Origin of the sequence: Kribbella sp. NPDC051137 (genome assembly GCF_040682535.1) — a bacterium.
GTDB classification, from domain to species: Bacteria; Actinomycetota; Actinomycetes; order Propionibacteriales; family Kribbellaceae; genus Kribbella; species Kribbella karoonensis.
The window spans coordinates 217,550-236,702 of record NZ_JBFBBI010000004.1; the positions used below are offsets into that span (position 1 = coordinate 217,550).

20 protein-coding genes are annotated in these 19,153 nt (G+C 69.7%); 9 read left to right on the top strand and 11 right to left on the bottom strand.

Annotation, left to right across the window (positions count from 1 at the left end; genetic code table 11):
• The first annotated feature begins 73 nt into the window (after positions 1 to 73).
• Positions 74 to 1,486: a PepSY domain-containing protein gene (locus AB0M51_RS22185; protein WP_344195926.1), complete on the top strand. Its 1,413-nt coding sequence runs from the start codon at positions 74 to 76 to the stop codon at positions 1,484 to 1,486.
• Here AB0M51_RS22185 and AB0M51_RS22190 read toward each other — a convergent pair.
• The 7 genes from AB0M51_RS22190 to AB0M51_RS22220 form a co-directional block, all read right to left on the bottom strand.
• Entirely contained in the window at positions 1,467 to 1,913 is a 447-nt protein-coding gene (locus tag AB0M51_RS22190) for a GNAT family N-acetyltransferase (RefSeq protein ID WP_363750159.1), read from the bottom strand. The two genes, AB0M51_RS22185 and AB0M51_RS22190, sit on opposite strands and share 20 nt — an antisense overlap.
• Positions 1,898 to 2,506 (bottom strand): D-Ala-D-Ala dipeptidase VanX, encoded by a 609-nt coding sequence (gene vanX, locus AB0M51_RS22195; protein ID WP_363750161.1) that lies wholly within the window; start codon positions 2,504 to 2,506, stop codon positions 1,898 to 1,900. Before vanX ends, AB0M51_RS22190 begins: the two co-directional genes overlap by 16 nt.
• Complete coding sequence (gene vanA, locus AB0M51_RS22200; RefSeq protein ID WP_363750163.1) at positions 2,503 to 3,570, bottom strand: D-alanine--(R)-lactate ligase; 1,068 nt, start codon at positions 3,568 to 3,570, stop codon at positions 2,503 to 2,505. Before vanA ends, vanX begins: the two co-directional genes overlap by 4 nt.
• The gene (locus AB0M51_RS22205; protein ID WP_363750165.1) at positions 3,563 to 4,528 is read right to left on the bottom strand and encodes a D-isomer specific 2-hydroxyacid dehydrogenase family protein; all 966 of its coding nucleotides are present in this window, start codon (positions 4,526 to 4,528) and stop codon (positions 3,563 to 3,565) included. The genes vanA and AB0M51_RS22205 overlap by 8 nt, the downstream gene beginning before the upstream one ends.
• Positions 4,529 to 4,537: 9 nt before the next feature.
• Positions 4,538 to 5,080 (bottom strand): VanZ family protein, encoded by a 543-nt coding sequence (locus tag AB0M51_RS22210; protein WP_344195915.1) that lies wholly within the window; start codon positions 5,078 to 5,080, stop codon positions 4,538 to 4,540.
• 64 nt (positions 5,081 to 5,144) lie between these two features.
• Positions 5,145 to 6,245, bottom strand: a complete 1,101-nt coding sequence (locus tag AB0M51_RS22215) for a peptidoglycan bridge formation glycyltransferase FemA/FemB family protein (protein WP_363750167.1) — start codon at positions 6,243 to 6,245, stop codon at positions 5,145 to 5,147.
• The gene (locus AB0M51_RS22220; RefSeq protein ID WP_363750169.1) at positions 6,242 to 6,841 is read right to left on the bottom strand and encodes a M15 family metallopeptidase; all 600 of its coding nucleotides are present in this window, start codon (positions 6,839 to 6,841) and stop codon (positions 6,242 to 6,244) included. Before AB0M51_RS22220 ends, AB0M51_RS22215 begins: the two co-directional genes overlap by 4 nt.
• A gap of 88 nt (positions 6,842 to 6,929) precedes the next feature.
• On the opposite strand from AB0M51_RS22220, the gene AB0M51_RS22225 reads away from it, so the two are divergent.
• Both AB0M51_RS22225 and AB0M51_RS22230 read left to right on the top strand, forming a co-directional pair.
• Positions 6,930 to 7,634, top strand: coding sequence for a response regulator transcription factor (locus AB0M51_RS22225; protein WP_363750171.1), 705 nt, complete (start codon positions 6,930 to 6,932; stop codon positions 7,632 to 7,634).
• The gene (locus AB0M51_RS22230; protein WP_344195907.1) at positions 7,627 to 8,700 is read left to right on the top strand and encodes a HAMP domain-containing sensor histidine kinase; all 1,074 of its coding nucleotides are present in this window, start codon (positions 7,627 to 7,629) and stop codon (positions 8,698 to 8,700) included. The genes AB0M51_RS22225 and AB0M51_RS22230 overlap by 8 nt, the downstream gene beginning before the upstream one ends.
• Positions 8,701 to 8,783: 83 nt before the next feature.
• On the opposite strand, the gene AB0M51_RS22235 is transcribed toward AB0M51_RS22230, so the two are convergent.
• Positions 8,784 to 10,859: a hypothetical protein gene (locus AB0M51_RS22235; RefSeq protein WP_363750173.1), complete on the bottom strand. Its 2,076-nt coding sequence runs from the start codon at positions 10,857 to 10,859 to the stop codon at positions 8,784 to 8,786.
• 68 nt (positions 10,860 to 10,927) lie between these two features.
• Here AB0M51_RS22235 and AB0M51_RS22240 point away from each other — a divergent pair, with 68 nt between their 5' ends.
• Entirely contained in the window at positions 10,928 to 11,431 is a 504-nt protein-coding gene (locus AB0M51_RS22240) for a DUF1990 domain-containing protein (protein WP_363750175.1), read from the top strand.
• Here the strand turns inward: AB0M51_RS22240 and AB0M51_RS22245 are convergent.
• Positions 11,414 to 12,028, bottom strand: a complete 615-nt coding sequence (locus tag AB0M51_RS22245) for a TetR family transcriptional regulator (RefSeq protein ID WP_344197125.1) — start codon at positions 12,026 to 12,028, stop codon at positions 11,414 to 11,416. The genes AB0M51_RS22240 and AB0M51_RS22245 overlap by 18 nt on opposite strands.
• Positions 12,029 to 12,095: 67 nt before the next feature.
• Here AB0M51_RS22245 and AB0M51_RS22250 point away from each other — a divergent pair, with 67 nt between their 5' ends.
• From AB0M51_RS22250 to AB0M51_RS22265, 4 genes are all read left to right on the top strand, one after another.
• Positions 12,096 to 13,088, top strand: coding sequence for an aldo/keto reductase (locus AB0M51_RS22250; protein WP_363750177.1), 993 nt, complete (start codon positions 12,096 to 12,098; stop codon positions 13,086 to 13,088).
• 96 nt (positions 13,089 to 13,184) lie between these two features.
• The gene (locus tag AB0M51_RS22255) at positions 13,185 to 14,348 is read left to right on the top strand and encodes an FAD-dependent oxidoreductase (protein WP_363750179.1); all 1,164 of its coding nucleotides are present in this window, start codon (positions 13,185 to 13,187) and stop codon (positions 14,346 to 14,348) included.
• Positions 14,349 to 14,429: 81 nt separating this feature from the next.
• Positions 14,430 to 14,852: a hypothetical protein gene (locus AB0M51_RS22260; RefSeq protein ID WP_344195897.1), complete on the top strand. Its 423-nt coding sequence runs from the start codon at positions 14,430 to 14,432 to the stop codon at positions 14,850 to 14,852.
• A 25-nt stretch (positions 14,853 to 14,877) separates the two neighbouring features.
• Positions 14,878 to 15,267 (top strand): hypothetical protein, encoded by a 390-nt coding sequence (locus AB0M51_RS22265; protein ID WP_344195895.1) that lies wholly within the window; start codon positions 14,878 to 14,880, stop codon positions 15,265 to 15,267.
• Here the strand turns inward: AB0M51_RS22265 and AB0M51_RS22270 are convergent.
• Positions 15,231 to 16,454, bottom strand: coding sequence for a GAF domain-containing protein (locus AB0M51_RS22270; protein WP_344195893.1), 1,224 nt, complete (start codon positions 16,452 to 16,454; stop codon positions 15,231 to 15,233). The two genes, AB0M51_RS22265 and AB0M51_RS22270, sit on opposite strands and share 37 nt — an antisense overlap.
• Before the next feature lie 108 nt (positions 16,455 to 16,562).
• Between AB0M51_RS22270 and AB0M51_RS22275 the strand changes: the two genes are divergently transcribed.
• Complete coding sequence (locus AB0M51_RS22275; protein WP_363750182.1) at positions 16,563 to 18,386, top strand: NAD(P)/FAD-dependent oxidoreductase; 1,824 nt, start codon at positions 16,563 to 16,565, stop codon at positions 18,384 to 18,386.
• Here the strand turns inward: AB0M51_RS22275 and AB0M51_RS22280 are convergent.
• The gene (locus AB0M51_RS22280) at positions 18,379 to 19,119 is read right to left on the bottom strand and encodes a MerR family transcriptional regulator (protein ID WP_344195889.1); all 741 of its coding nucleotides are present in this window, start codon (positions 19,117 to 19,119) and stop codon (positions 18,379 to 18,381) included. The genes AB0M51_RS22275 and AB0M51_RS22280 overlap by 8 nt on opposite strands.
• Between the last annotated feature and the right edge of the window lie 34 nt (positions 19,120 to 19,153).

A 19,153-nucleotide genomic window follows, 5' to 3' on the forward strand; every position in this document is an offset into this window, starting at 1 on the left:
ACACCTGGCGCCGGGAACCGCCGGCACACCGGAAACGACTCCTACAACGGATTCGGGCAGCTAAGGAGCGGACGTGAGCGCAGTACTGGAAGCACCGCCGGCCGTGGACCAGGAGACGCGGAAGCGCGGCGCCGGTCTGTTCCGGGCGTTCTGGCGGTGGCACTTCTACGCGAGCTTCCTGGTCGTCCCGGTGTTACTGGTCCTGGCGACCACCGGGCTGATCTACCTGTTCCGGTTCCAGCTCGAGCCGATGCTGCACGCCGATCTGATGAAGGTCGACCGGCCCGCGGGGCTGGTGGCCCAGCCGTACGAGTCACAGCTGGAAGAGGTCCGGGCGGCGTATCCCGGCGATCGGGTGGTGTCGATGACCGAGCCGTCGGCGCCGAACCGGTCGACGGTGTTCTCGGTCGACACTCCCGCGGGCGCCCGGGACGTCTTCGTGGACCCGTACGAGGGCAAGGTGCTCGGTGCGCTGAACCCGGACCGTACGCTTTCCGGCGTTGCGATCCTGCTGCACGGCGAGCTGATGGCGGGCCGCTGGGGCGACGCGGTGATCGAGATCGCCGCCTGCTGGGCGATCGTGATGGCGCTGACGGGCTACTACCTGTTCCTCCGCGGCCGGGTCGCGCGAGCGCGTCGTCGCGCGGCCGGGGCGGCAGGCGCCGTACTGCGCTCGCGGCACGGCCGGACCGGTGCCGTGCTCGGCGTCGGGCTGCTGTTCCTGGTCGTGTCGGGACTGCCGTGGACCGGTGTCTGGGGTGCGAAGACCCAGGAGCTCGCGACCAGCCACGGTACGTCGTTCTGGGCCGAGGATCCCGGTGCGTTGTCGAACCCGACGTCGAAGCTCGACGAGTCGCTGCCGCACAGCCACAACGTGCCGTGGGCGCTGGGCAAGAGCGAAGTACCCCGCTCCGATCCGGCCGACCGGACCGGGTCGGTCGCGACCGTCGACACCGCGATCGAGGTCGGCCACCGCAACGGACTGCGGAGCCCGATGACGATCGCACTGCCCACGGACAGCAAGGGTGTGTTCTCGGCGATCGGCTACGCGTTCCACGACCCCGGGCAGGAGCGGACGCTGCACGTCGACCAGTACGGCGGACGCGTGGTGTCGACGTACGGGTATCGCGACTACCCCATGCTGGCGAAGGTGGTGGCGCAGGGGATCGCGCTGCACGAGGGGCGCCGGGTGAGCGTGCTGAACTTCTGGGTGACCGCGGCGTTCTGCCTGGGCGTGATCTTCATGTGTGTCACCGGGCCGCTGATGTGGTGGCGCCGGCGGCCGAAGAGCAAGGCCCTTGGCGCTCCGCGGGGGCGGTTGCCGTTGCGGGCGACCCCCGGGCTGGCCGTGCTGGTCGTTGCCCTTGGCCTCTTCTTGCCGCTCTTCGGTCTGACGCTGGCCGCCGTTCTGTTACTCGACCAGTTGGTCCTTCGGCGGGTGGCGGGACTGCGGGCGTGGTTCAACGTCAGCCCGCCGAGAGGATGAATCGCGACGACCGCCCGGCCTGGTTGACGTAGCCGCGGCGCTGGTAGAACTCGTGCGCCTCGGCGCGGTGGTCGGCGCTGGTGACCTCGAACCGGACGCAGCCGTGCCGGACCGCGAACGACTCGGCGGCCGTCATGAGTTCGCCCGCGACGCCCTGGCGGCGGGCGTGTTCGGAGACGACCAGGGCGACGATCCGGCCCGAGAAGCCGGGCAGCTGGAAGAACGGCTCGGCGTGTACCGCGACCAGGCCGAGAAGGTTGCCGTTGGCATCGGCCACGAAGGCGGCGCTGGTCGGGTCGTCGGCCCAGAACCGGATCCGGGCGGCGGTCGCGGCAAGGTCGTCCTGGGGGTAGCCGAGCTGCGCCAGCAAGTTGTTGACGGCCGCGCTGTCGGTGGGACGGGCCGGCCGGATCACGCGATCGGGCAATCGAAGTAGGTGTCCGGATACGGCTCGTCCCGGAGCGTGTAGTGCCACCATTCGTAGGCGTAGCGCCGGAATCCGGCGCTCTCCATCACCGCCGCCAGGGTTTCCCGGTTCTGCGCCTCGGTCTCGGTGATGCCGGGCGCGCCGTGGTGCGAGATCGAGTCCATCAGGTCGTGGTCGCCGCCCATCCGGGCCAGTTCGCCGGTGGCGAGGTGGTAGAGCGTGAGGTCGACCGCGCTGCCGCGGCTGTGGCCGGACCGGGTCGCGACGTACCCGCGGGTGAACATGTCGGCGCGCTCGATGTTCGGGTAGTGCCGCGGCTTGGTGCGGCCGTCCTCGGGGAGCTCGGACCAGCGCAGGAAGTTGTCGACGGCGCGCTGCGGGCGGTACCCGTCCCAGAGCAGCAGGCCGAACCCACGCGGCTCGGCCTGCCGCTGCGCGCGTTCGAGCGCGGCGCACAGCGCGCGGGTGCCGACGATCCGGTTGGCGTGGTACCCGTCCACGGGCTTCCCGGTGAAGTTGTCCCAGGTCGCGTACTTCGCGTCCCACCGGATCCCGGCCGCGAACTCGTCCACGTAGACCAGGTCGGCCTTCACCGTGGACTCCCCGACAATGTGGCCGACACCAGCCGGTCGATCACCTGGCCGAGCGGCAGCCCGGCGGCCGTCATCATCCGCGGGTACCGGCTGTACGACGTGAGCCCTGGGAACGTGTTGACCTCGTTCAGGACCACCGAACCGTCTTCCTTGAGGAACAGGTCGACGCGGGCCAGGCCGGTGCAGCCGAGCGCGCGGTAGATCGCCTTCGCGGTCTCCTGGACCAGCGACCGCGCCTCCGCCGGGATGTCGGCCGGGACGATCGGCGTCGAGTTCTCCGAACCGCTCTCCGGCGCGCTCTCCTGGTGGATCTTGAAGAACCCGTGCGACAGCGCGATGTGGTCGACCTCGCCGACGGTGAGCTCCGGGTCGTTCCCCAGAATCGCGCAGCCGACCTCGCTCGCGACGACAGCCTCCTCGATCAGGATCTTCCCGTCGTACTGCGCGGCCGTCTCGATCGCGCCGGCGAGCTCGTCCTTGCTGTTCACCTTGCTGACGCCGAACGACGAGCCAGAGCGGGCAGGCTTGACGAAGACCGGGTAGCTGAACTGGTCCGGGTCGACGGTCTCCTTCGCGCCGACGATCCAGAAGTCCGGCGTCGGGATGCCCGCTCTGCGCACGACGAGGTACGTCAGGGTCTTGTCCATGCACAGGACAGAGCTCTGGATGTCGCAGCCGGCGTACGGGATGCCGGAGAGCTCGAGCAGGCCCTGGATCGCGCCGTCCTCGCCGCGCTTGCCGTGCAGGACCGGCAGGATCACGTCCAGGTTGACGGTCCGGTACTGGCCCTGCCGGATCCGGGAGCCGAGCCGGTCGGCCTCCAGTACCAGCAAGCCGCGCACGCTGCTGTCCGGCGACAGGACGACCGGGCTGGAGTTGCCGTGCTCCCAGTCGGTGTCCGGGCCGTCGCACAGTTTCCAGGCGCCGCTCTGCGAGATGCCGATGTAGTACGGCTCGTACTTCTCGGTGTCGAGGTGCTGCGCGACCTGGCGGGCGGACTTGACCGAGACGCCGTGTTCCTCGGACACGCCGCCGAACAGGATTCCGACCTTCAACTTACCCATGGTGCTTCCTGCTTTCGAAGTTCAGGCAATTGACAAGGGAGTTCTCGACCATGTCCTGGAGGGCGCGGTCGGTGTAATACGCGGTGTGCGGACTGATCAGGACCGTTGGCAAGGCCTGCAGTCTCAGCAACAGCGAGCTCGTGATCGGGCGATTGCTGTGATCGGCGTAGAAGATTCCTTCCTCGCCTTCGAGAACATCCAGTGCGGCGCCGCCGAGCCGGCCTTCCTCCAAAGCGGTGGCGAGTGCCTCCGTGTCGATCAGGGCGCCCCGCCCGGTGTTCACCACAAAGGCTCCGGACGGCAATTGCCCGAGGCGTTCCTTGTCCAGGAGGTGATGCGTTTCGGAGGTCAACGGCGTGTGCAACGTGACGATGTCGCTCTGCTCGAGCAGTTCGTCGAGTTGCACGTAATCGGCGGATGTCTTCGGCCGGGTGTCGAAGGCCAGCACGCGGCATCCGAAACCACGCAGCCGGTCCAGCACCGCCGCGCCGATCCGGCCGGTGCCGACGACGCCGACGGTGAGATCGCGCAGTTCCCGCCCACGGACGGGGTGCAGGCGGTAGTCGTGGAGGTCGGTCCGCCGGACGACGGACTTCGCGTTCCGGATCGCCATCAGCATCAGCATCAACGTGTAGTCGGCGACGCTGTCGGGGGAGTAGGCGACATTTTCCACCGTCAGCCCGACGCTTTCGGCGTACTGCAGGTCGAGGTGGTTGTAGCCGATGCTGCGGGTGGACACGTATTCGACACCGGTGATGCTGAGCGCACGCAATGCCTCGTTCGTCACCCGGGTCTTGTGGCCGATGCTGACGCAGCGATTCCCGGAGGCGAGTTCGGCGGTTTCCTCAGTGAGCGCGGCCGCGGTGACGGTCGGCAGGACGCCGAGCCGCGGTGCGAGTTCGCCGAACAGGATCGCCTCGTCCGGCGCGCAGCCGAAGGCGGTGATTCCCGGTTTCATGCCTCCAAGTCAAGAATGGACGGCGTTGCGAGCGCGTATCCGGTTTTTCATATGCGCACGACATGTCCACCAGCGGTACGACGCGAGCGCGGCCAGGCCGGCGCCGACCGTGTTCAGCAGGACGTCGTCCACCGAGGAGACCCGGTCGAGCAGGAACACGTACTGGGACACCTCGATCGCCAGCGAGCAGCCGGCCGCGATCGCCAGCACCCGCCGTAAGCCGATGGAGAACCGGATCGGGAGGAAGAAGCCGAGGACCGCGAACAGCAGGAGGTTGCCGACGATCTGCGGCGGGGAGTCGCTGAGCAGGTCGCGGAACGGGACCAGGCTGACCCGGCCGGGCGCTCCGAAGGCGTGGCTGCCCGGGAGCAGCGTCATCCAGACCAGCGGCAGCGTCCAGTACACGATCGCGACCTCGGCGAGCGCGTCGCGCAGCCTCCGCCGCCGCGCGCGCAGCCAGACCGCGACGGCGGCGACGGGGAACAGCAGCATGGTCAGCAGAACGACACCGGTGAACGTGCCCAACCAGAAGTTGGCGCTGGTCGGGGACATCGGGTCAGTAAACCAGCCGCCATGTTGCGCCGATGTATCGGTTTTTCGATATGCGGACGATATGTCAGCGGCGCCGGCGCATGTACAGGTCGAACCCGCGGTACATCACCGGCCGCAGCGGCAGGTCCCACTCGCCGACGTACCGGACGGCCTGTCCGCCGGTGCCGACCTTGAACTGGATCAGCCCGACGTGCGGGTCGTCGGCGTCGAGCGTCGGAGTGATCCCGCGCAGGCTGTAGACGTCGCAGCCGGCCGCCAGGGCGTCGCGGATCATCGCCCACTGACAGGCGTTCGAGCCGCGGACCTCGCGCTTCTCGGTGGCCGAGGCGCCGTACGAGTACCAGGCCTGGGTGCCGACCCGGATCATGATCGCGGCGGCGACCAGCTCACCTTCGTGGTGCGCGAGGTACAGCCGGATCCGGTCCGGGTCCTCGGCGCGGAGCGCGGCGAACATGGTCTCGAAGTACCGCAGCGGCCGCGGCGTGAAGTGGTCGCGCTCGGCCGTGTGGACGTACAGGTCGTGGAACGCCTTCAGGTCGTCGCCGACCGTGACCTCGACGCCGGCCTTGATCGCCTTCTTGATGTTGCGCCGCCACTGCTGGTTCATGCCCCGCAGTACGTCGTCCTCGGTGCCGCCGAGCGGGAGCTCGAACGTGTACTGCGGATGCCCGGTGCCGAACCCGTCGACCGGGTTCTGTGGGAGCCAGCCGGCCGCCTCGAGCTGTTCGGTCACCCGGCGGCCGGGGGCTTCGACGCTCGGCAGCTCGGTGAGCCGCCGGATCCCGGGGTCGGCGATGCCTTCCTTGACCTGCCCGGCTGTCCAGGTGTCGGTGCGGACGGGCGGGCCGAGCCGGATCGCGAACGCGCCGTTCGCCTTGAGGTACGCCGCCAGCGGGCGGAGCCAGTCCTCAAGGCGGCCGGTCCAGTCGATGACCGGCCCCTCGGCGAGGTACGCGAGCGTGTAGCGGTCCAGCCGGGGGACCGGGCGGTGCAGGACGAGCCCGGCGCCGGCGAGCCGCTCGCCGTCGTACCAGCCGAGCGACTCGCTGCGCCACTCGGTCTTCACCCGTGCCCAGGCCGGCGTCTGCAGGAAGCTGACCGATCGCTGCGCCCGGACGAACGCGAGGTGCTCGGCGGCGCCGATCGATGCGACGGAGAGCGTCACCCCTGCATCCTCGGATCATGCGTCGGGTCGGCGTACCGCGGCGGGCAGCCGTGCTGGACCGCCTCCGGTCGCAGCTCGTAGTGCCACGGCTCGTTGTCGTAGATCTGGCACAGCCCGTACGCGGACCCGTGCTCGGACAGCCAGGACGTCGCGTCCGAGCGCCCGATGTCGATCGCCTGCCCCTTCACGTGCGGCGAGTTCTGCGGCGTCGCCACCCAGCGGGCCGCCTCATCCTTCGAGCCGTACCGCTCGATCGCGTCCTGGAGCAGCTTCTCCTGGTACGCCGGGGAACGCCATCCGCTGTTGACGTAGAAGACGACACCGTCCCGGGCGGCGGCCGTCGCGGCCCGGCGGAGCGCGCCGAGCAGCTCCGGATCGAGGTTGACGACCCCGGGAACCTTGTCGTCGAACACCGTGACGCCGTCCGGCACCGCGCCGTCCGCCTCGCCGAGCCGGCCGGATCCGGCATGGCCGACTGTCGGCAGCGAGGTCGCGAGCGACTGGTGGACGAAGACGCTGATGATTGCCACGTTGGCGAGCAGGAAGGCGGCCCGGATCGTCGATCTGGCGCGCCGGGTCGGTCGGCTGACGGTCATAGCACCCAGTGAAGGCGCGCCGGTGTTGTCAGCCGGTATCGGCTTTTGGATACGCGGACGATATGACCCGGCACGTAGCATCCTTGGTATGCGGGTGTTGATCGTCGAGGACGAGCCGGAGATGGCGGGTGCCATCCGCGACGGCCTGCGGCTGGAAGCGATCGCGGCCGACATCGCCGGCGACGGTCATGCGGCGCTGGAGCTGCTCGACCTGAACACCTACGACATCGCGGTGCTGGACCGGGACATCCCCGGCCCGTCCGGCGACGAGATCGCGAAACGGATCGTTGCCTCCGGCAGCGGTACGCCGATCCTGATGCTGACGGCGGCGTCCCGGCTGGACGACAAGGCGTCCGGGTTCGAGCTCGGCGCCGACGACTACCTGACCAAGCCGTTCGAGTTCCAGGAGCTGGTGCTGCGGCTGCGCGCGCTGGACCGGCGGCGCGCGTACAACCGGCCGCCGGTGCGGGAGATCGCCGGCCTGCGGCTCGACCCGTTCCGCCGCGAGGTGTACCGGGACGGGCGGTACGTCGCGCTCACCCGGAAGCAGTTCGCCGTACTCGAGGTGCTGGTCGCGGCCGAGGGCGGGATCGTCAGCGCGGAGGACCTGCTCGCGCGGGCCTGGGACGAGAACGCCGACCCGTTCACGAACGCCGTACGGATCACGGTGTCGGCGCTGCGGAAGCGGCTCGGCGAACCGTGGGTGATCGCGACCGTGGCCGGGGCGGGGTACCGGATCGACACCGGCGACATCCGGGACACGGGGGACACCGCGGACACCGGGCATGGATAGGGAACCCGGGCTGAGCGTCCGGCTCAAGCTCGCGATCAGCTACGCGGGGTTCGTGATGGTCGCGGGCCTGCTGCTGCTGGTCGCGGGCTGGTTCGGGCTGATGCAGTTCAAGTCCGGCGGCGTGATCATCATGACCACGACGTACACCTTCCCGCATCTGTTGTGGCGCTCGTTCGCGCCGGTGGCGGCGGTGGTGATGGCGTTCCTGCTGGTGTTCGGGATGGTCGGCGGATGGATCCTGGCCGGGCGGATGCTGGCGCCGTTGACGAAGATCACCGACGCCACCCGGGTCGCCGCGACCGGGTCGCTGTCGCACCGGATCCGGCTGCCGGGGCCGAGCGACGAGTTCCGGGAGCTGGCCGACGCGTTCGACACGATGCTCGCGCAGCTCGAGGCGCACGTCGCCGAACAGCAGCGGTTCGCCGCGAACGCCTCCCACGAACTGCGTACGCCGCTGGCGATCACGCAGACGCTGCTCGACGTGGCGCGCAACGACATGACGCACGACAACGGCGTACTCGTGGATCGTCTGCACGCGGTCAACGCGCGGGCGATCGACCTGACCGAGGCGCTGCTCGTGCTCAGCCGGGCGAACCAGCGGTCGTTCAGCCGCGAGCGCGTCGACCTGTCGCTGATCGCCGAAGAGGCGACCGAGACGCTGCTGCCGCTGGCGGAGAAGAAGGGGATCACGATCGAGACCGGCGGGGACCAGGCACCGACGGTCGGCTCGCCCGCGCTGCTGCTGCAGCTGACGACGAACCTCGTCCACAATGCGATCGTCCACAATCTGCCCGACCACGGCTCGGTCTGGGTCACCACCCGGGTGGACACGCCGACGGTCGTGCTGACCGTCGAGAACACCGGTGAGCAACTGGCGCCGCACCTGATCGCCACCCTCGTGGAGCCGTTCCAGCGCGGCAGCGAACGCATCCGCACCGACCAGCACTCCGGCGTCGGCCTCGGCCTGGCGATCGTCAAGAGCATCACCCGCGCCCACGACGGCACCCTCACCGTCACCCCCCGCCCCGAAGGCGGCCTACGGGTGACGGTGGAACTCCCCACGTAAACACCCCGAAGGACACCGCTGCGCGGCGGCTGTTGTGTTGCCGCCTTCGGCGGGTGCGGGGTTGGTGGTGGGGGCCGGCGAAGTCAGAGGGTGATGGTGACGGGGGTGCCGGTGGGCGAGGACGGGTGGGTGAGGTGGAGGAGGTGGGTTTCCGGGTCGTAGTGGGAGTCGACGGTGACGGTGGTCGGGGCTGTGGGGAGGCGGAGGGCGGTGGTGACTGTGATGCCTCGGGGGGCTTCGCAGGTGTAGGTGATGCTTGCGGAGTCCTGGTGCCAGTTGACGATGCGGCCGGCGGAGGCCAGGAGGGTGGCGTCGTCGTAGCTGAGGTCGCGGAGCCAGGTGAGGTCGCCGGGGCCGAGTTCGCGGCGGTGGACGACACCCAGCCGCGGGTCGAGCAGGTCGAGATAGGTGCCTTCGACAACATGCGTGCCGTGGAGGACGGCGCCGATCAGGTACGGGCCGCGCTGCACGGCGAGCCAGTTCGTGGGCTGCCAGGTGTGGCCGCCGGCCTCGGCGAGTTCGCGGAGCGCGGCGACCAGCTCGGCCGGCTTCTCGGTGAAGTCCGCCGGGCGGGCCGCGAGAAAGCGGACCCGACCGCGGCCGACCGGCTGGACGTCGTCGCGGGTGGAGTCCGCGCCGAGGGCCTCGGCCAGGTGGTCGGCACAGGTGTCGTAGCGGCCGGTCCACCAGGAGCGGATCTCGTGGTACGGGTCCGCCCCGTTGCCGACGTACAGCAGACTGCCGCCACGGTTCACCCAGCCCGCCAGTGCGTAGTGGATGCTCGGCGCGAGCGGCTTCTGGAACTCGTAGCTGAGCACGAGTACGTCGACGTCGTCGAGCGCGTCGGGGGTGTCGATGACGTTCTCGAGCTGCACCGGGGCGACGCGTTGGCCTTCGTACAGCGGGGGTAACGCAAGGCCGTAGAAGTCCGAGAAATGTAGTTGCTTACGGCCCTCGAGCGCGAGCGCGTCCTGCAGGCCGTCGTAGTGCCCGCCCTCACCGCCGCCGGGGGACCAGCGCTGGAACATCGCGGTGTCGGACAGCGCGATGCCGACCCGCGGGCCTTCGTGTGCCCACCGTACGTCGGGCTGGTCCAGGTCGCGGAGGCTGTTCATCGCGATCAGGTAGCTGGTCGCGGTGTCCGGCGGGATCAGCTCGCGTTCGGTGCTGCCTTCGCGGAGATACGGGCGGTTGAAGATCCGGTGCGGCCAGGGTGCGACCTCGTACCGCGAGACGCCCGGGTGCAGGAGCGACGCGACCAGGGTGCGCCGGTAGTTGGCCAGGTAGTCCTCCCAGGTCCGGTCCGGGTGGTCCTCGATCGGGTCGTGCAGGAACCACATCCGCCGGTCGGTGCCGCGGGTCAGGTCCTGCGCGATGCCGTACTCGAGGTACGCCGTCTCGAAGGTGCGCTCGGCGACCTTCCCGTCGTACACGTTCGGGGTGCGCGACGTACCGGTCCACACCTGGGCGATCGCGCCGTCGATCGAGGGGAGCGTGCGGAGGCGTGACTCCGGGCTGATGATCTGCCATTGGGTGTAGTTGAGCAGGCTGTGCGTCGGGACGTAGAAGTGCACTTCGCGTCCCTGGCCGAGCGCTTCGTCACGCAGCACGGACGTCACCCGGTCGAGGCTGCGGGACAGCAGGTGCTGCTTGAGCTGACCCGAGCGGAAGTGCGCCTCCGGGGTGCTGTGCGGCGGTTGCCACGGCTCCTTGAAGAACGCCTGCCACTCGCGCTTGAAGGACTCCGAGTATCCGGCCCGCGCCCAGAACTCCGGCTCCTCGAGATGGATGCCCTCCACCCCGAGCCCGATGATCGGCCGCAGCTTCTGCACGAGGTACTCGGTGAAACCGAACGTCGGCACCATGTACGGGATGTCGGTGCTCTCCCCGTGCAGGATCGGCTTGCCGTCCGCGGTCGTCTGGGCGTCGTCCCAGTGCCCGGCGCCGTCCCACCGGCCGTCCAGGTAGTCCTGGTACGTCCCCCACGAGATCCCGGTCATCAGGTGCACCCGATACCCGGCCTCCCGCCACCGCCCGATCCGCTCCGCGGTCGTGTCGTTCAACCCGTACACCATGACGAAGTCCGTCCGCAGATCGATGGACTCGTCGTATCCCGCCTGCTCCTGAAATCCGGTCGCCTCACGCACCTTGTCCGTCATACCGACCCACCCTTCCCCGCCCCGCCGCCTCGACACCAGCACCCTGTCAGCAACTGGACAATGAACCCATGTCAACGGACCTGTCTCGGCTCGCACTCACGGACACCGCCGCGGGTACGACGCTGACCGGCGACTCCTGGTCCTTCGAGCAAAGCGTCCGCCTGGGCTCCGGCGAGAAGTGCTGGACCTTCGTGTCTGCCGAACTGCTCCGGTGGGGCGTGAAGACCCGCAGCGGCTTCTCGGTCGAGGGTGATCCGCAGGTGGTGGCCGGTCGTCGGTTCTGGGTATTGGCGCAGGTCGGACCGTTCCGGATCCGCGAACCGGTGCAGGTGATGGCGGTCGTCGACGAGCCTCGCCGGGCGGGGTTCGCCTACGGCACGCTGGCAGGCCATCCGGTCCGTGGCGAGGAGACCTTCCTCGCGGAACGTCGTACGGACGACTCGGTGTGGCTCACGGTCCGTTCGCAGACCCACCCCGCGGCGGGCCTCTGGCGACTCGCCTATCCGGCAGCTTTGGTGGCGCAGCGCGTCTACCGGCGCCGCTACCTGGCCGCGCTACTCGTAGAGGGATGAGAGCCAGAGGTGGGTGAGAGTGTCGATCAGTACGGTGCGGTCGTCGAACGGGGGGATGCCGCAGGCGGCCAGGTAGTAGAGGCGTTCGCCGGTCCAGGTGAGGGTGGCGGCGAGTGCGGGTACGTCGACGCCTTCGAGTTTGGCGGCGACCGCCGGGTCGGACGCGCGGTCGGCGTCGATGCGGGCGATGGTGGCTTCGGTGAACGTCGCCATCTGGGCCAGCCAGAGCTCGCGGAGCTGCGGGTCGGACGCCCAGCTCTCGACGATGGCCCGCAGTACGGCGGCATTGGACAGCCAGAGGTCCGCACCGGCCTCGATGCCCGCGCGTAGCGTCTGACGCGGACCCGCCTGGGCGCGCACCCACGGCTGTGCGGCCTGGTGACCGGCGCCGACCGCCTGTCGCACCAGCTCGGCGAGGACTGCCTGCTTGCCGGCGAAGTAGAAGTAGAAGCTCGCTCGTGACACACCGGCCGCGGTGATGATCTCGGCCACGCTGAGCGTCTCGAACGTCCGCTCGCGCAGGAGTTCGCGGAGCGCGGCGAGGATGCGGTCGCGGAGCTCGGCGCCGTTCTGCTGGGGGTCGTCGCGTCGGGCCATCACCCCGCAGACAATAGCAAACATATCGTCTACACGAGGTGACCAGACACGGTGTATGGTCCAACTCATGAAATACACGACGTTCGGCCGCACCGGCCTGCGGGTCTCGGAGCTCGTCCTCGGCGCGATGACCTTCGGCGAGCAGGGCGGCGTCGGCGCGCCGCTCGACGAGTGCCGGCGCATCCTGGACAGGTACGCCGCGGCCGGCGGCAACTTCGTCGACACCGCGATCAACTACCGCGGCGGCGCCAGCGAGGAGTTCGTCGGCGAGCTGCTGGCCGGGCGCCGGGACCGGTTCGTGGTGGGTACGAAGTACACGGTGACCCGGGACGCGACCGACCCGAACGGCGGCGGCAACCATCGGAAGAACCTGAGGCTGTCCCTCGAGACCAGCCTGCGCAGGCTGCGGTCGGACCACATCGACGTGTACTGGGTACACCTCTGGGACGAGCACACGCCGATCGAGGAGACCATGCGCGCTCTCGACGACGCCGTGACCGCGGGCCAGGTGCTGTACGTCGGCGTGTCCGACGCGCCGGCGTGGGTGGTGTCCCGCGCGAACACGCTGGCCGAGTGGCGTGGCTGGACGCCGTTCGCCGGCCTGCAGGTCCCGTACAGCCTGCTGAACCGCGACGCCGAACGCGAACTCTTGCCCATGGCAACCGCCTACGGCCTGACCGTCACCGCGTGGGGTCCGCTGGGCGGGGGAGTCCTGTCCGGGAAGTACACCGCCGGCCAACCGTCCCGCGCCCGGCTGCAGCGAGACAACCTCACGGAGCACGATCTGGCGGTGGCAACCGTCCTACAGGAAGTGGCCGACGAACTGGGCGCCACCCCGGCCCGGGTGGCGCTCGCCTGGGTACGGCAGCACGCGGACGTCCTCCCTCTGATCGGCGCCCGTACCGTCGCCCAGCTCGACGACAACCTCGCCTGCCTCGACCTCACCCTGCCGCCGGAGGCGCTCTCCCGGCTGGAGGCCGCGACCGGCTTCACCGCCGGATTCCCGTCGGACTTCATCACCCAGAACACCCCCTGGGTCCTCGGCGCCGCGGCTCTCTGAGCCGTTCTACTTACCCGTTGCCGGATGGTGACCTCACTTTCCGGCGGCCTGTGTGGTCGGACGTGTACACGACACGTCACGGAAGGAACTCTCAGGATGTCCGAACACCACAAGGTCGTCGTCCTCGGCGGCGGATACGCCGGCACGTTGGCCGCGAACCGCCTCCGGTCGCGCACGGATGTCGACGTCACGCTGGTCAACCCGCGCCCTCGGTTCGTCGAGCGGATCCGGCTGCACCAGTACGTCGCCCGCACCGGGGACGTGACGATCGACTACGGCACGCTGCTCGGCCACGGCATCGACCTGGTCGTCGACAGCGCCACCCGGATCGACGCCGGCGCCCGCGCCGTCGAGCTGGCGTCCGGTGCGACGCTCGATTACGACTACCTGATCTACGCCGTCGGCAGCAGGGCGACGACCCCGGTCAGCGAGCACGCGTTCGACATCGCCGAGTACGAAACGGCGGAACGCGTGCGTGCCAGGCTCGACGACCTTCCGCGCGACGCCCCGATCATTGTCGTCGGCGGCGGCTTCACCGGCATCGAAACGGCCGCCGAGCTCGCCGGCCGCGGGCGCACGGTCAGGCTGATCTGCGGCGGGTCCCTCGCTCCGACGCTCAGCACCAAGGGCCGTCGGTACGTCGCGAGGTGGCTCGCCGAGCACGACGTCGACGTACTCGAACACCAGCCGGTGACGAAGGTCCGCGCCGACCAGATCGCGCTGGAGAACGGCATCGTCCAGGGCAGCGCGCTGACGATCTGGACCGCCGGGTTCGGCGTGCCGCAACTCGCCGCGGCGAGCGGCCTGCGCACGGACCGGGCCGGCCGGCTGCTCACCGACGAGACGCTGACCTCGGTGGACGACGACCGGATCCTGGCCGCCGGCGACGCGGTCGCGCCGTCCGGGCAGCCGCTGCGGATGAGTACGTATGCAGCCGGTCCGCTCGGCGCGCAGGCCGCAGACACCGTCCTGAGCAGGATCGCCGGCACCGAGCCCGCACCACTCGAACTCCGCTTCAGCGGGGCCTGCATCAGCCTCGGCCGCGAGGCCGGAATCCGCCAGCTCGCCCGCAAGGACGACACAGCGGTCAACCTGTTCATCCCCGGCCGCCTCGGTGCCAGGGTGAAGGAGAAGACCTGCCGTTTCGTTGTCGACAGCCGCATCCGCCGCGAGGCCCGCAACCCCGGGTCCATGACCTGGCCGAAGGCCGGCCCGCGCCGGGTGAGCGTCTACGACCCGGAGCGGGTCGTAAGCGGATAGTAAGCGGGTCGTCAGCGCGTGTTTCTAGCTTCTAGGTATGTGGTCCGGCAGGGGGCCGGACCAAGATCCTGAGGAGCGACAATGCGTAAGTTTCTGACGGCCGCGGTCGTGCTTGGTGCCGCGGCGATCCTGCCGACCGGTGCGGCCGGGGCGGCGGCCACTCCGAGCCGCCCAGCGGCCCAGCCGACGGTCCAGTCGGTCCAGACGATGCTGAGCTCGGGCTGGAAGTCTGGATGCAACTTCAAGACCTGCGTGTACGCCAGGTACAACGGCCACGGCTGGGACGCGTTCGGTGGAGTGCGAGCGCCGATCTCGTACGGGCACCTGGACGTGTTCGGTCCGGACCACGTCACGCACCATTCGGGCGGCGACCGGTCCTGGCAGCCGGGGGACGCCTCGACGACGTTCCACGGAACAGGCCTGGGGCGGATCTGCGCCCAGGGCTGGTACCGCTACCCGGACAACCACTACGTCTCGCAGGGTCTCGCCTGCGTCGAGCTCTGAACGCCCTACCGAGAGGGAAGACGACATGCGAATCAACAAGCTCGTAGCGTCCGCCATGCTCGTCGGTGCGGCGTTCACCCAGGCCGGCACCGCTGTCGCCGCGCCGCAGTCGTACTCGCCGGACAGCACTGGATGGAAGCGCGGCTGCACCAGCACCGTCTGTGTGTACGCGAGGTACAACGGCCACGGCTGGGACGCGTTCGGGACATTCGTGGCGCACGAGAGCTACGGGCACCTGGACGTGTTCGGACCGGACCATCGGACCCACCACTCGGGCGGCGATCGTCCGTGGGGTGCTCAGGAGGCGTCGATCACCTTCTCCGGTACCGGGTCCGGCAACGTCTGTGCACAGGGTTGGCACCGTCGGCCGGACAACAGCTACCAGTCTGTCGGGCTTGCGTGCGTCGACATGTGAACGGCTAGCTCGACACCGCGGCTGATCCGGTAGGGGTGGGTCGAGACGAGGGCGCCGGCGACGCGGCGGAGGCGGGAGATTTCGGCGCGGATGGTGACCTCGTGGTGGGCGTCGCCGTAGAGGCGGGTGCTGAGATCGGCGGCGGTCAGCCCGTCGGGTCCGGCGGTGACAAGGGCGCCCAGGATCTCGGCGTGCCGTGGCGTGAGCGACGTACGCCACGGCTCGCCGTCCCGGAGTACTTCGAGGCGTGGCTCCGGTCCTGGGTACAGCCGGGCCCGCACAGTGGCGCCGGCCTCGCGCGGGCGGATCAGCCAGCCGTCGCCGAGGCGTTCGGGCAGGCACAGCCCGAGCCCTGGTACGGCGACCGCCCGGTCGGCCCGCGGTACGTCGATCCGGTCGCGCGCCGCGATTCCGGCGTGGTGCGCGACCCACCCGTGGTCGTCGACGACCAGCAGCGGACCGTTGGTGGAACTCACCACCGCCTCGGTCGACCGGCGGAGGATCTCGAGCCGCTCCTGGTGGTGCCGCCACAGCGCCGCCTCGGACAGCCGGACCGCGCTCTCCACCAGCGCCGCGATCGCCGGGTGCAGCGTCAGCGCGGGCCCGCTCACGTCGACGACGCCGAGCAGCGCGCCGTCCCGCGGGTCGTGGATCGGCCAGGCGGTGCAGTACCAGGGGTGCTGGTGGCTCTCGTAGTGCTCGGCCGAGAACAACTGCACCGGTGCCGCCTCGGCCAGTGCCGTACCGATCGCGTTGGTGCCGACGACCTGCTCGGTCCACAGCATCCCTTCGAGGAAGCCGAGCCGGTCCGCGGTCAGCTGCACCCGCGGCGCACCCTCCCGCCAGAGCACGACACCGTCCGCGTCGCACACCACCATCAGGAACAGCGAGGCGTCCGCGACGCTGGTCAGCACCCGCCGCAGCTCGTCGATCACGAGCGAGAGCCGTGACGTACTGCGACGGCGTACCAGCTCCTCCTGGCTCAGCGGGCGGCGCGCGTTGACGTGGTCCGCCGCCAGCCCGAGGTTCATCACCCGCGACCACGACCGCGCGACCAGCGCCCGCGGCCGCTGCGGAGGCCGTACGCCGCTCAGCACTGCGTCGTGGATCCGGACCAGCTCCCGGGCACGCAGCGTGAGGTCCGTGCCCGGCGGGATCGCGCCGTACGCCGAACTCGCTGTCGTCATCGCACCTCCCGCCTTGCGGATCATCGTAGGCCGGGACTGTGACGGTCGCCACGCTGCAACATGATGCAACCCTGGTCGCGGGTGGGCGGCGAGCGGTGTCCTGTGCGCATGACCCAGACCGAGGAGAAGCCGACCAGCCGGCAGCCGGCAGACGACCGGGCCACGAACTGGTTGACCGCGTTCGAGGACGCGCTGCGGGAGCGCGACGTCCCTCGGGCGGCGGGCCTGTTCGCGACCACCAGTTTCTGGCGCGACCTGGTCGCGTTCACGTGGAACCTGAAGACCGTCGAGAACCCCGACGGGGTCGCGGACCTGTTGACGAACACGGTGGAGAACACCGATCCGAGCGGGTTCCGGCTGACGGAGCCGGCCGATGCCGCGGATGGGGTGGTCACCGCGTGGTTCGAGTTCGAGACCGGCGTCGGGCGCGGTGCCGGGCTGCTCCGGCTCGTGGAGGAGGACGGGCAGGACAAGGCGTGGACGTTGCTGACCACGCTGCGGGAGCTCAAGGGGTTCGAGGAACCGCGCGGCGTACGGCGGCCGATGGGCGCGCAGCACGGTGCCGACAAGAACCGGCAGACGTGGAAGGAGAGGCGTCAGGCGGAGGCGGAGACGCTCGGGTCGGCCGAGCAGCCGTACGTCCTGGTGGTCGGCGGCGGGCAGGGCGGGATCGCGCTCGGCGCACGCATGCGGCAACTCGGCGTACCGGCGCTGGTGATCGACAAGCACCCGCGTCCAGGGGACCAGTGGCGGAACCGGTACAAGTCGCTGTGCCTGCACGATCCGGTCTGGTACGACCACCTGCCGTACCTGAAGTTCCCGGACAACTGGCCCGTGTTCGCGCCGAAGGACAAGATCGGCGACTGGCTCGAGTCGTACGTGAAGACGATGGAGGTCCCGTACTGGTCGAACACGGTCGCGAAGTCCGCGTCGTACGCCGACGGTGAGTGGACGGTCGTGGTCGAACGGGACGGCCAGGAGTTGACGCTGCGCCCGAAGCAGTTGGTGCTCGCGACCGGCATGTCCGGGAAGCCGAACGTCCCGGACCTGCCCGGCCAGGACGTGTTCCGCGGCGATCAGCACCATTCGTCGGCGCACCCCGGTCCGGACGCGTACGCCGGGAAGCGGTGCGTGGTGATCGGCTCCAACAACAGCGCCTTCGACATCTGCGGCGCGCTGTGGGAACACGACGCCGACGTGACGATGGTGCAGCGGTCGAGCACGCACATCGTGAAGAGCGACTCGCTGATGGAGTACGGCCTCGGTGACCTGTACTCCGAGCGCGCGCTCGCCGCCGGTGTGACCACCGAGAAGGCGGACCTGATCTTCGCGTCGATCCCGTACCGGATCCTGCACGAGTTCCAGATCCCGGCGTACCAGGCGATGGCCGAGAAGGACAAGGACTTCTACGCCCGCCTGGAGGCATCCGGCTTCCGGCACGACTGGGGCGACGACGGATCGGGCCTGTTCATGAAGTACCTGCGGCGCGGCTCGGGGTACTACATCGACGTCGGCGCCGCGGACCTGGTGGCGAACGGCGACGTCAAGCTCGCCCACGGCCAGGTCTCGCACCTGACCGAGGACGCCGTCGTCCTCGAGGACGGTACGACACTGCAGGCCGACCTCGTCGTCTACGCGACCGGCTACGGCTCGATGAACGGCTGGGCCGCGGACCTCATCTCACCAGAGGTGGCCGATGCCGTGGGCAAGTGCTGGGGCCTCGGCTCCGACACCACCAAGGACCCCGGCCCGTGGGAGGGCGAGCAACGCAACATGTGGAAACCGACCCAGCAGGAAGCCCTGTGGTTCCACGGCGGCAACCTGCACCAGTCCCGGCACTACTCGCTCTACCTCTCCCTCCAGCTCAAGGCCCGCTACGAGAACCTCCCCACCCCGGTCTACTCCCTCCAGGAGGTGCACCACCTCAGCTGACGGCTCGGCGGAGGCCGCTGCGGATCAGTGCGTCGAGGCGCTCCCAGGCCGGCGAGGACGCGTTGACCGAGGACTGGACGAGCTGAGGGAGCGCGGCGCCGGCGAGCTGTTCGCGCAGCTCGTCGGCGGGGTAGCGGGCGAGTGATGCGTCGACGATCCGTGCGGCGAGGTCGTCGAGTTCGGGGTCGTCCGGCGAGAGGTCATGGGCACGGTCGCAGTCGAGGTACAGCCGGCCGAGCACCGGATCGGCCTGCGCCTCGGCCTGGTCGGCGAAGTAGCGGTGCGCGGTCTCCGGGTCGGTCGCGAACGCCAGGATCCACAGGTCGCGTTCCAGGGCGATCCAGCGGTCCGAGAAACCGAGGTCGTGCAGGCGCCGCAGCTGCTGCTCCACCTCGCCGGGCAGGAACGGGTTGTTGCCGGCGGCAAGCTCACGGAGTCTGCCGCGGGTCTCGACCAGGCGGTCGATGCGGGCCGACAGCTCGGCCTCCGCCGCGCCTGCCGCGGACCGGAGGTCGCCGGGCGAGCCGGCGGTGAGCCGGGCGATCCTGGCGAGCGGCATGCCGGACTCGGCCAGGGTACGGATCTTGATCACCTCGACGAGATCCTGGGCGGTGTACCGGCGGTACCCGGACGCGTCCCGTGGCGGCTCCGGGAGCAGGCCCTTCGCGTGGTAGACCCGGATCGTCTTGGTCGAGACACCGACGTACTGCGCCAACTGGCCGATCGTGATCACGGCACCAGCTTGACCTTCCCCTGGGGCAAGGCCA

What these genes read in the sequence shown, in the direction of transcription:
- AB0M51_RS22210 (WP_344195915.1), bottom strand. Translation starts at nt 5,080, where the DNA reads ATGTCCCCGACCAGCGCCAACTTCTGGTTGGGCACGTTCACCGGTGTC.
- AB0M51_RS22250 (WP_363750177.1), top strand. Translation starts at nt 12,096, where the DNA reads ATGAAATACACGACGTTCGGCCGCACCGGCCTGCGGGTCTCGGAGCTC.
- AB0M51_RS22235 (WP_363750173.1), bottom strand. Translation starts at nt 10,859, where the DNA reads ATGACGGACAAGGTGCGTGAGGCGACCGGATTTCAGGAGCAGGCGGGA.
- AB0M51_RS22270 (WP_344195893.1), bottom strand. Translation starts at nt 16,454, where the DNA reads ATGACGACAGCGAGTTCGGCGTACGGCGCGATCCCGCCGGGCACGGAC.
- AB0M51_RS22205 (WP_363750165.1), bottom strand. Translation starts at nt 4,528, where the DNA reads ATGAAACCGGGAATCACCGCCTTCGGCTGCGCGCCGGACGAGGCGATC.
- vanA (WP_363750163.1), bottom strand. Translation starts at nt 3,570, where the DNA reads ATGGGTAAGTTGAAGGTCGGAATCCTGTTCGGCGGCGTGTCCGAGGAA.
- AB0M51_RS22240 (WP_363750175.1), top strand. Translation starts at nt 10,928, where the DNA reads ATGTCAACGGACCTGTCTCGGCTCGCACTCACGGACACCGCCGCGGGT.
- AB0M51_RS22255 (WP_363750179.1), top strand. Translation starts at nt 13,185, where the DNA reads ATGTCCGAACACCACAAGGTCGTCGTCCTCGGCGGCGGATACGCCGGC.
- AB0M51_RS22245 (WP_344197125.1), bottom strand. Translation starts at nt 12,028, where the DNA reads ATGGCCCGACGCGACGACCCCCAGCAGAACGGCGCCGAGCTCCGCGAC.
- AB0M51_RS22265 (WP_344195895.1), top strand. Translation starts at nt 14,878, where the DNA reads ATGCGAATCAACAAGCTCGTAGCGTCCGCCATGCTCGTCGGTGCGGCG.
- AB0M51_RS22260 (WP_344195897.1), top strand. Translation starts at nt 14,430, where the DNA reads ATGCGTAAGTTTCTGACGGCCGCGGTCGTGCTTGGTGCCGCGGCGATC.
- AB0M51_RS22275 (WP_363750182.1), top strand. Translation starts at nt 16,563, where the DNA reads ATGACCCAGACCGAGGAGAAGCCGACCAGCCGGCAGCCGGCAGACGAC.
- AB0M51_RS22220 (WP_363750169.1), bottom strand. Translation starts at nt 6,841, where the DNA reads ATGACCGTCAGCCGACCGACCCGGCGCGCCAGATCGACGATCCGGGCC.
- AB0M51_RS22225 (WP_363750171.1), top strand. Translation starts at nt 6,930, where the DNA reads ATGCGGGTGTTGATCGTCGAGGACGAGCCGGAGATGGCGGGTGCCATC.
- AB0M51_RS22230 (WP_344195907.1), top strand. Translation starts at nt 7,627, where the DNA reads ATGGATAGGGAACCCGGGCTGAGCGTCCGGCTCAAGCTCGCGATCAGC.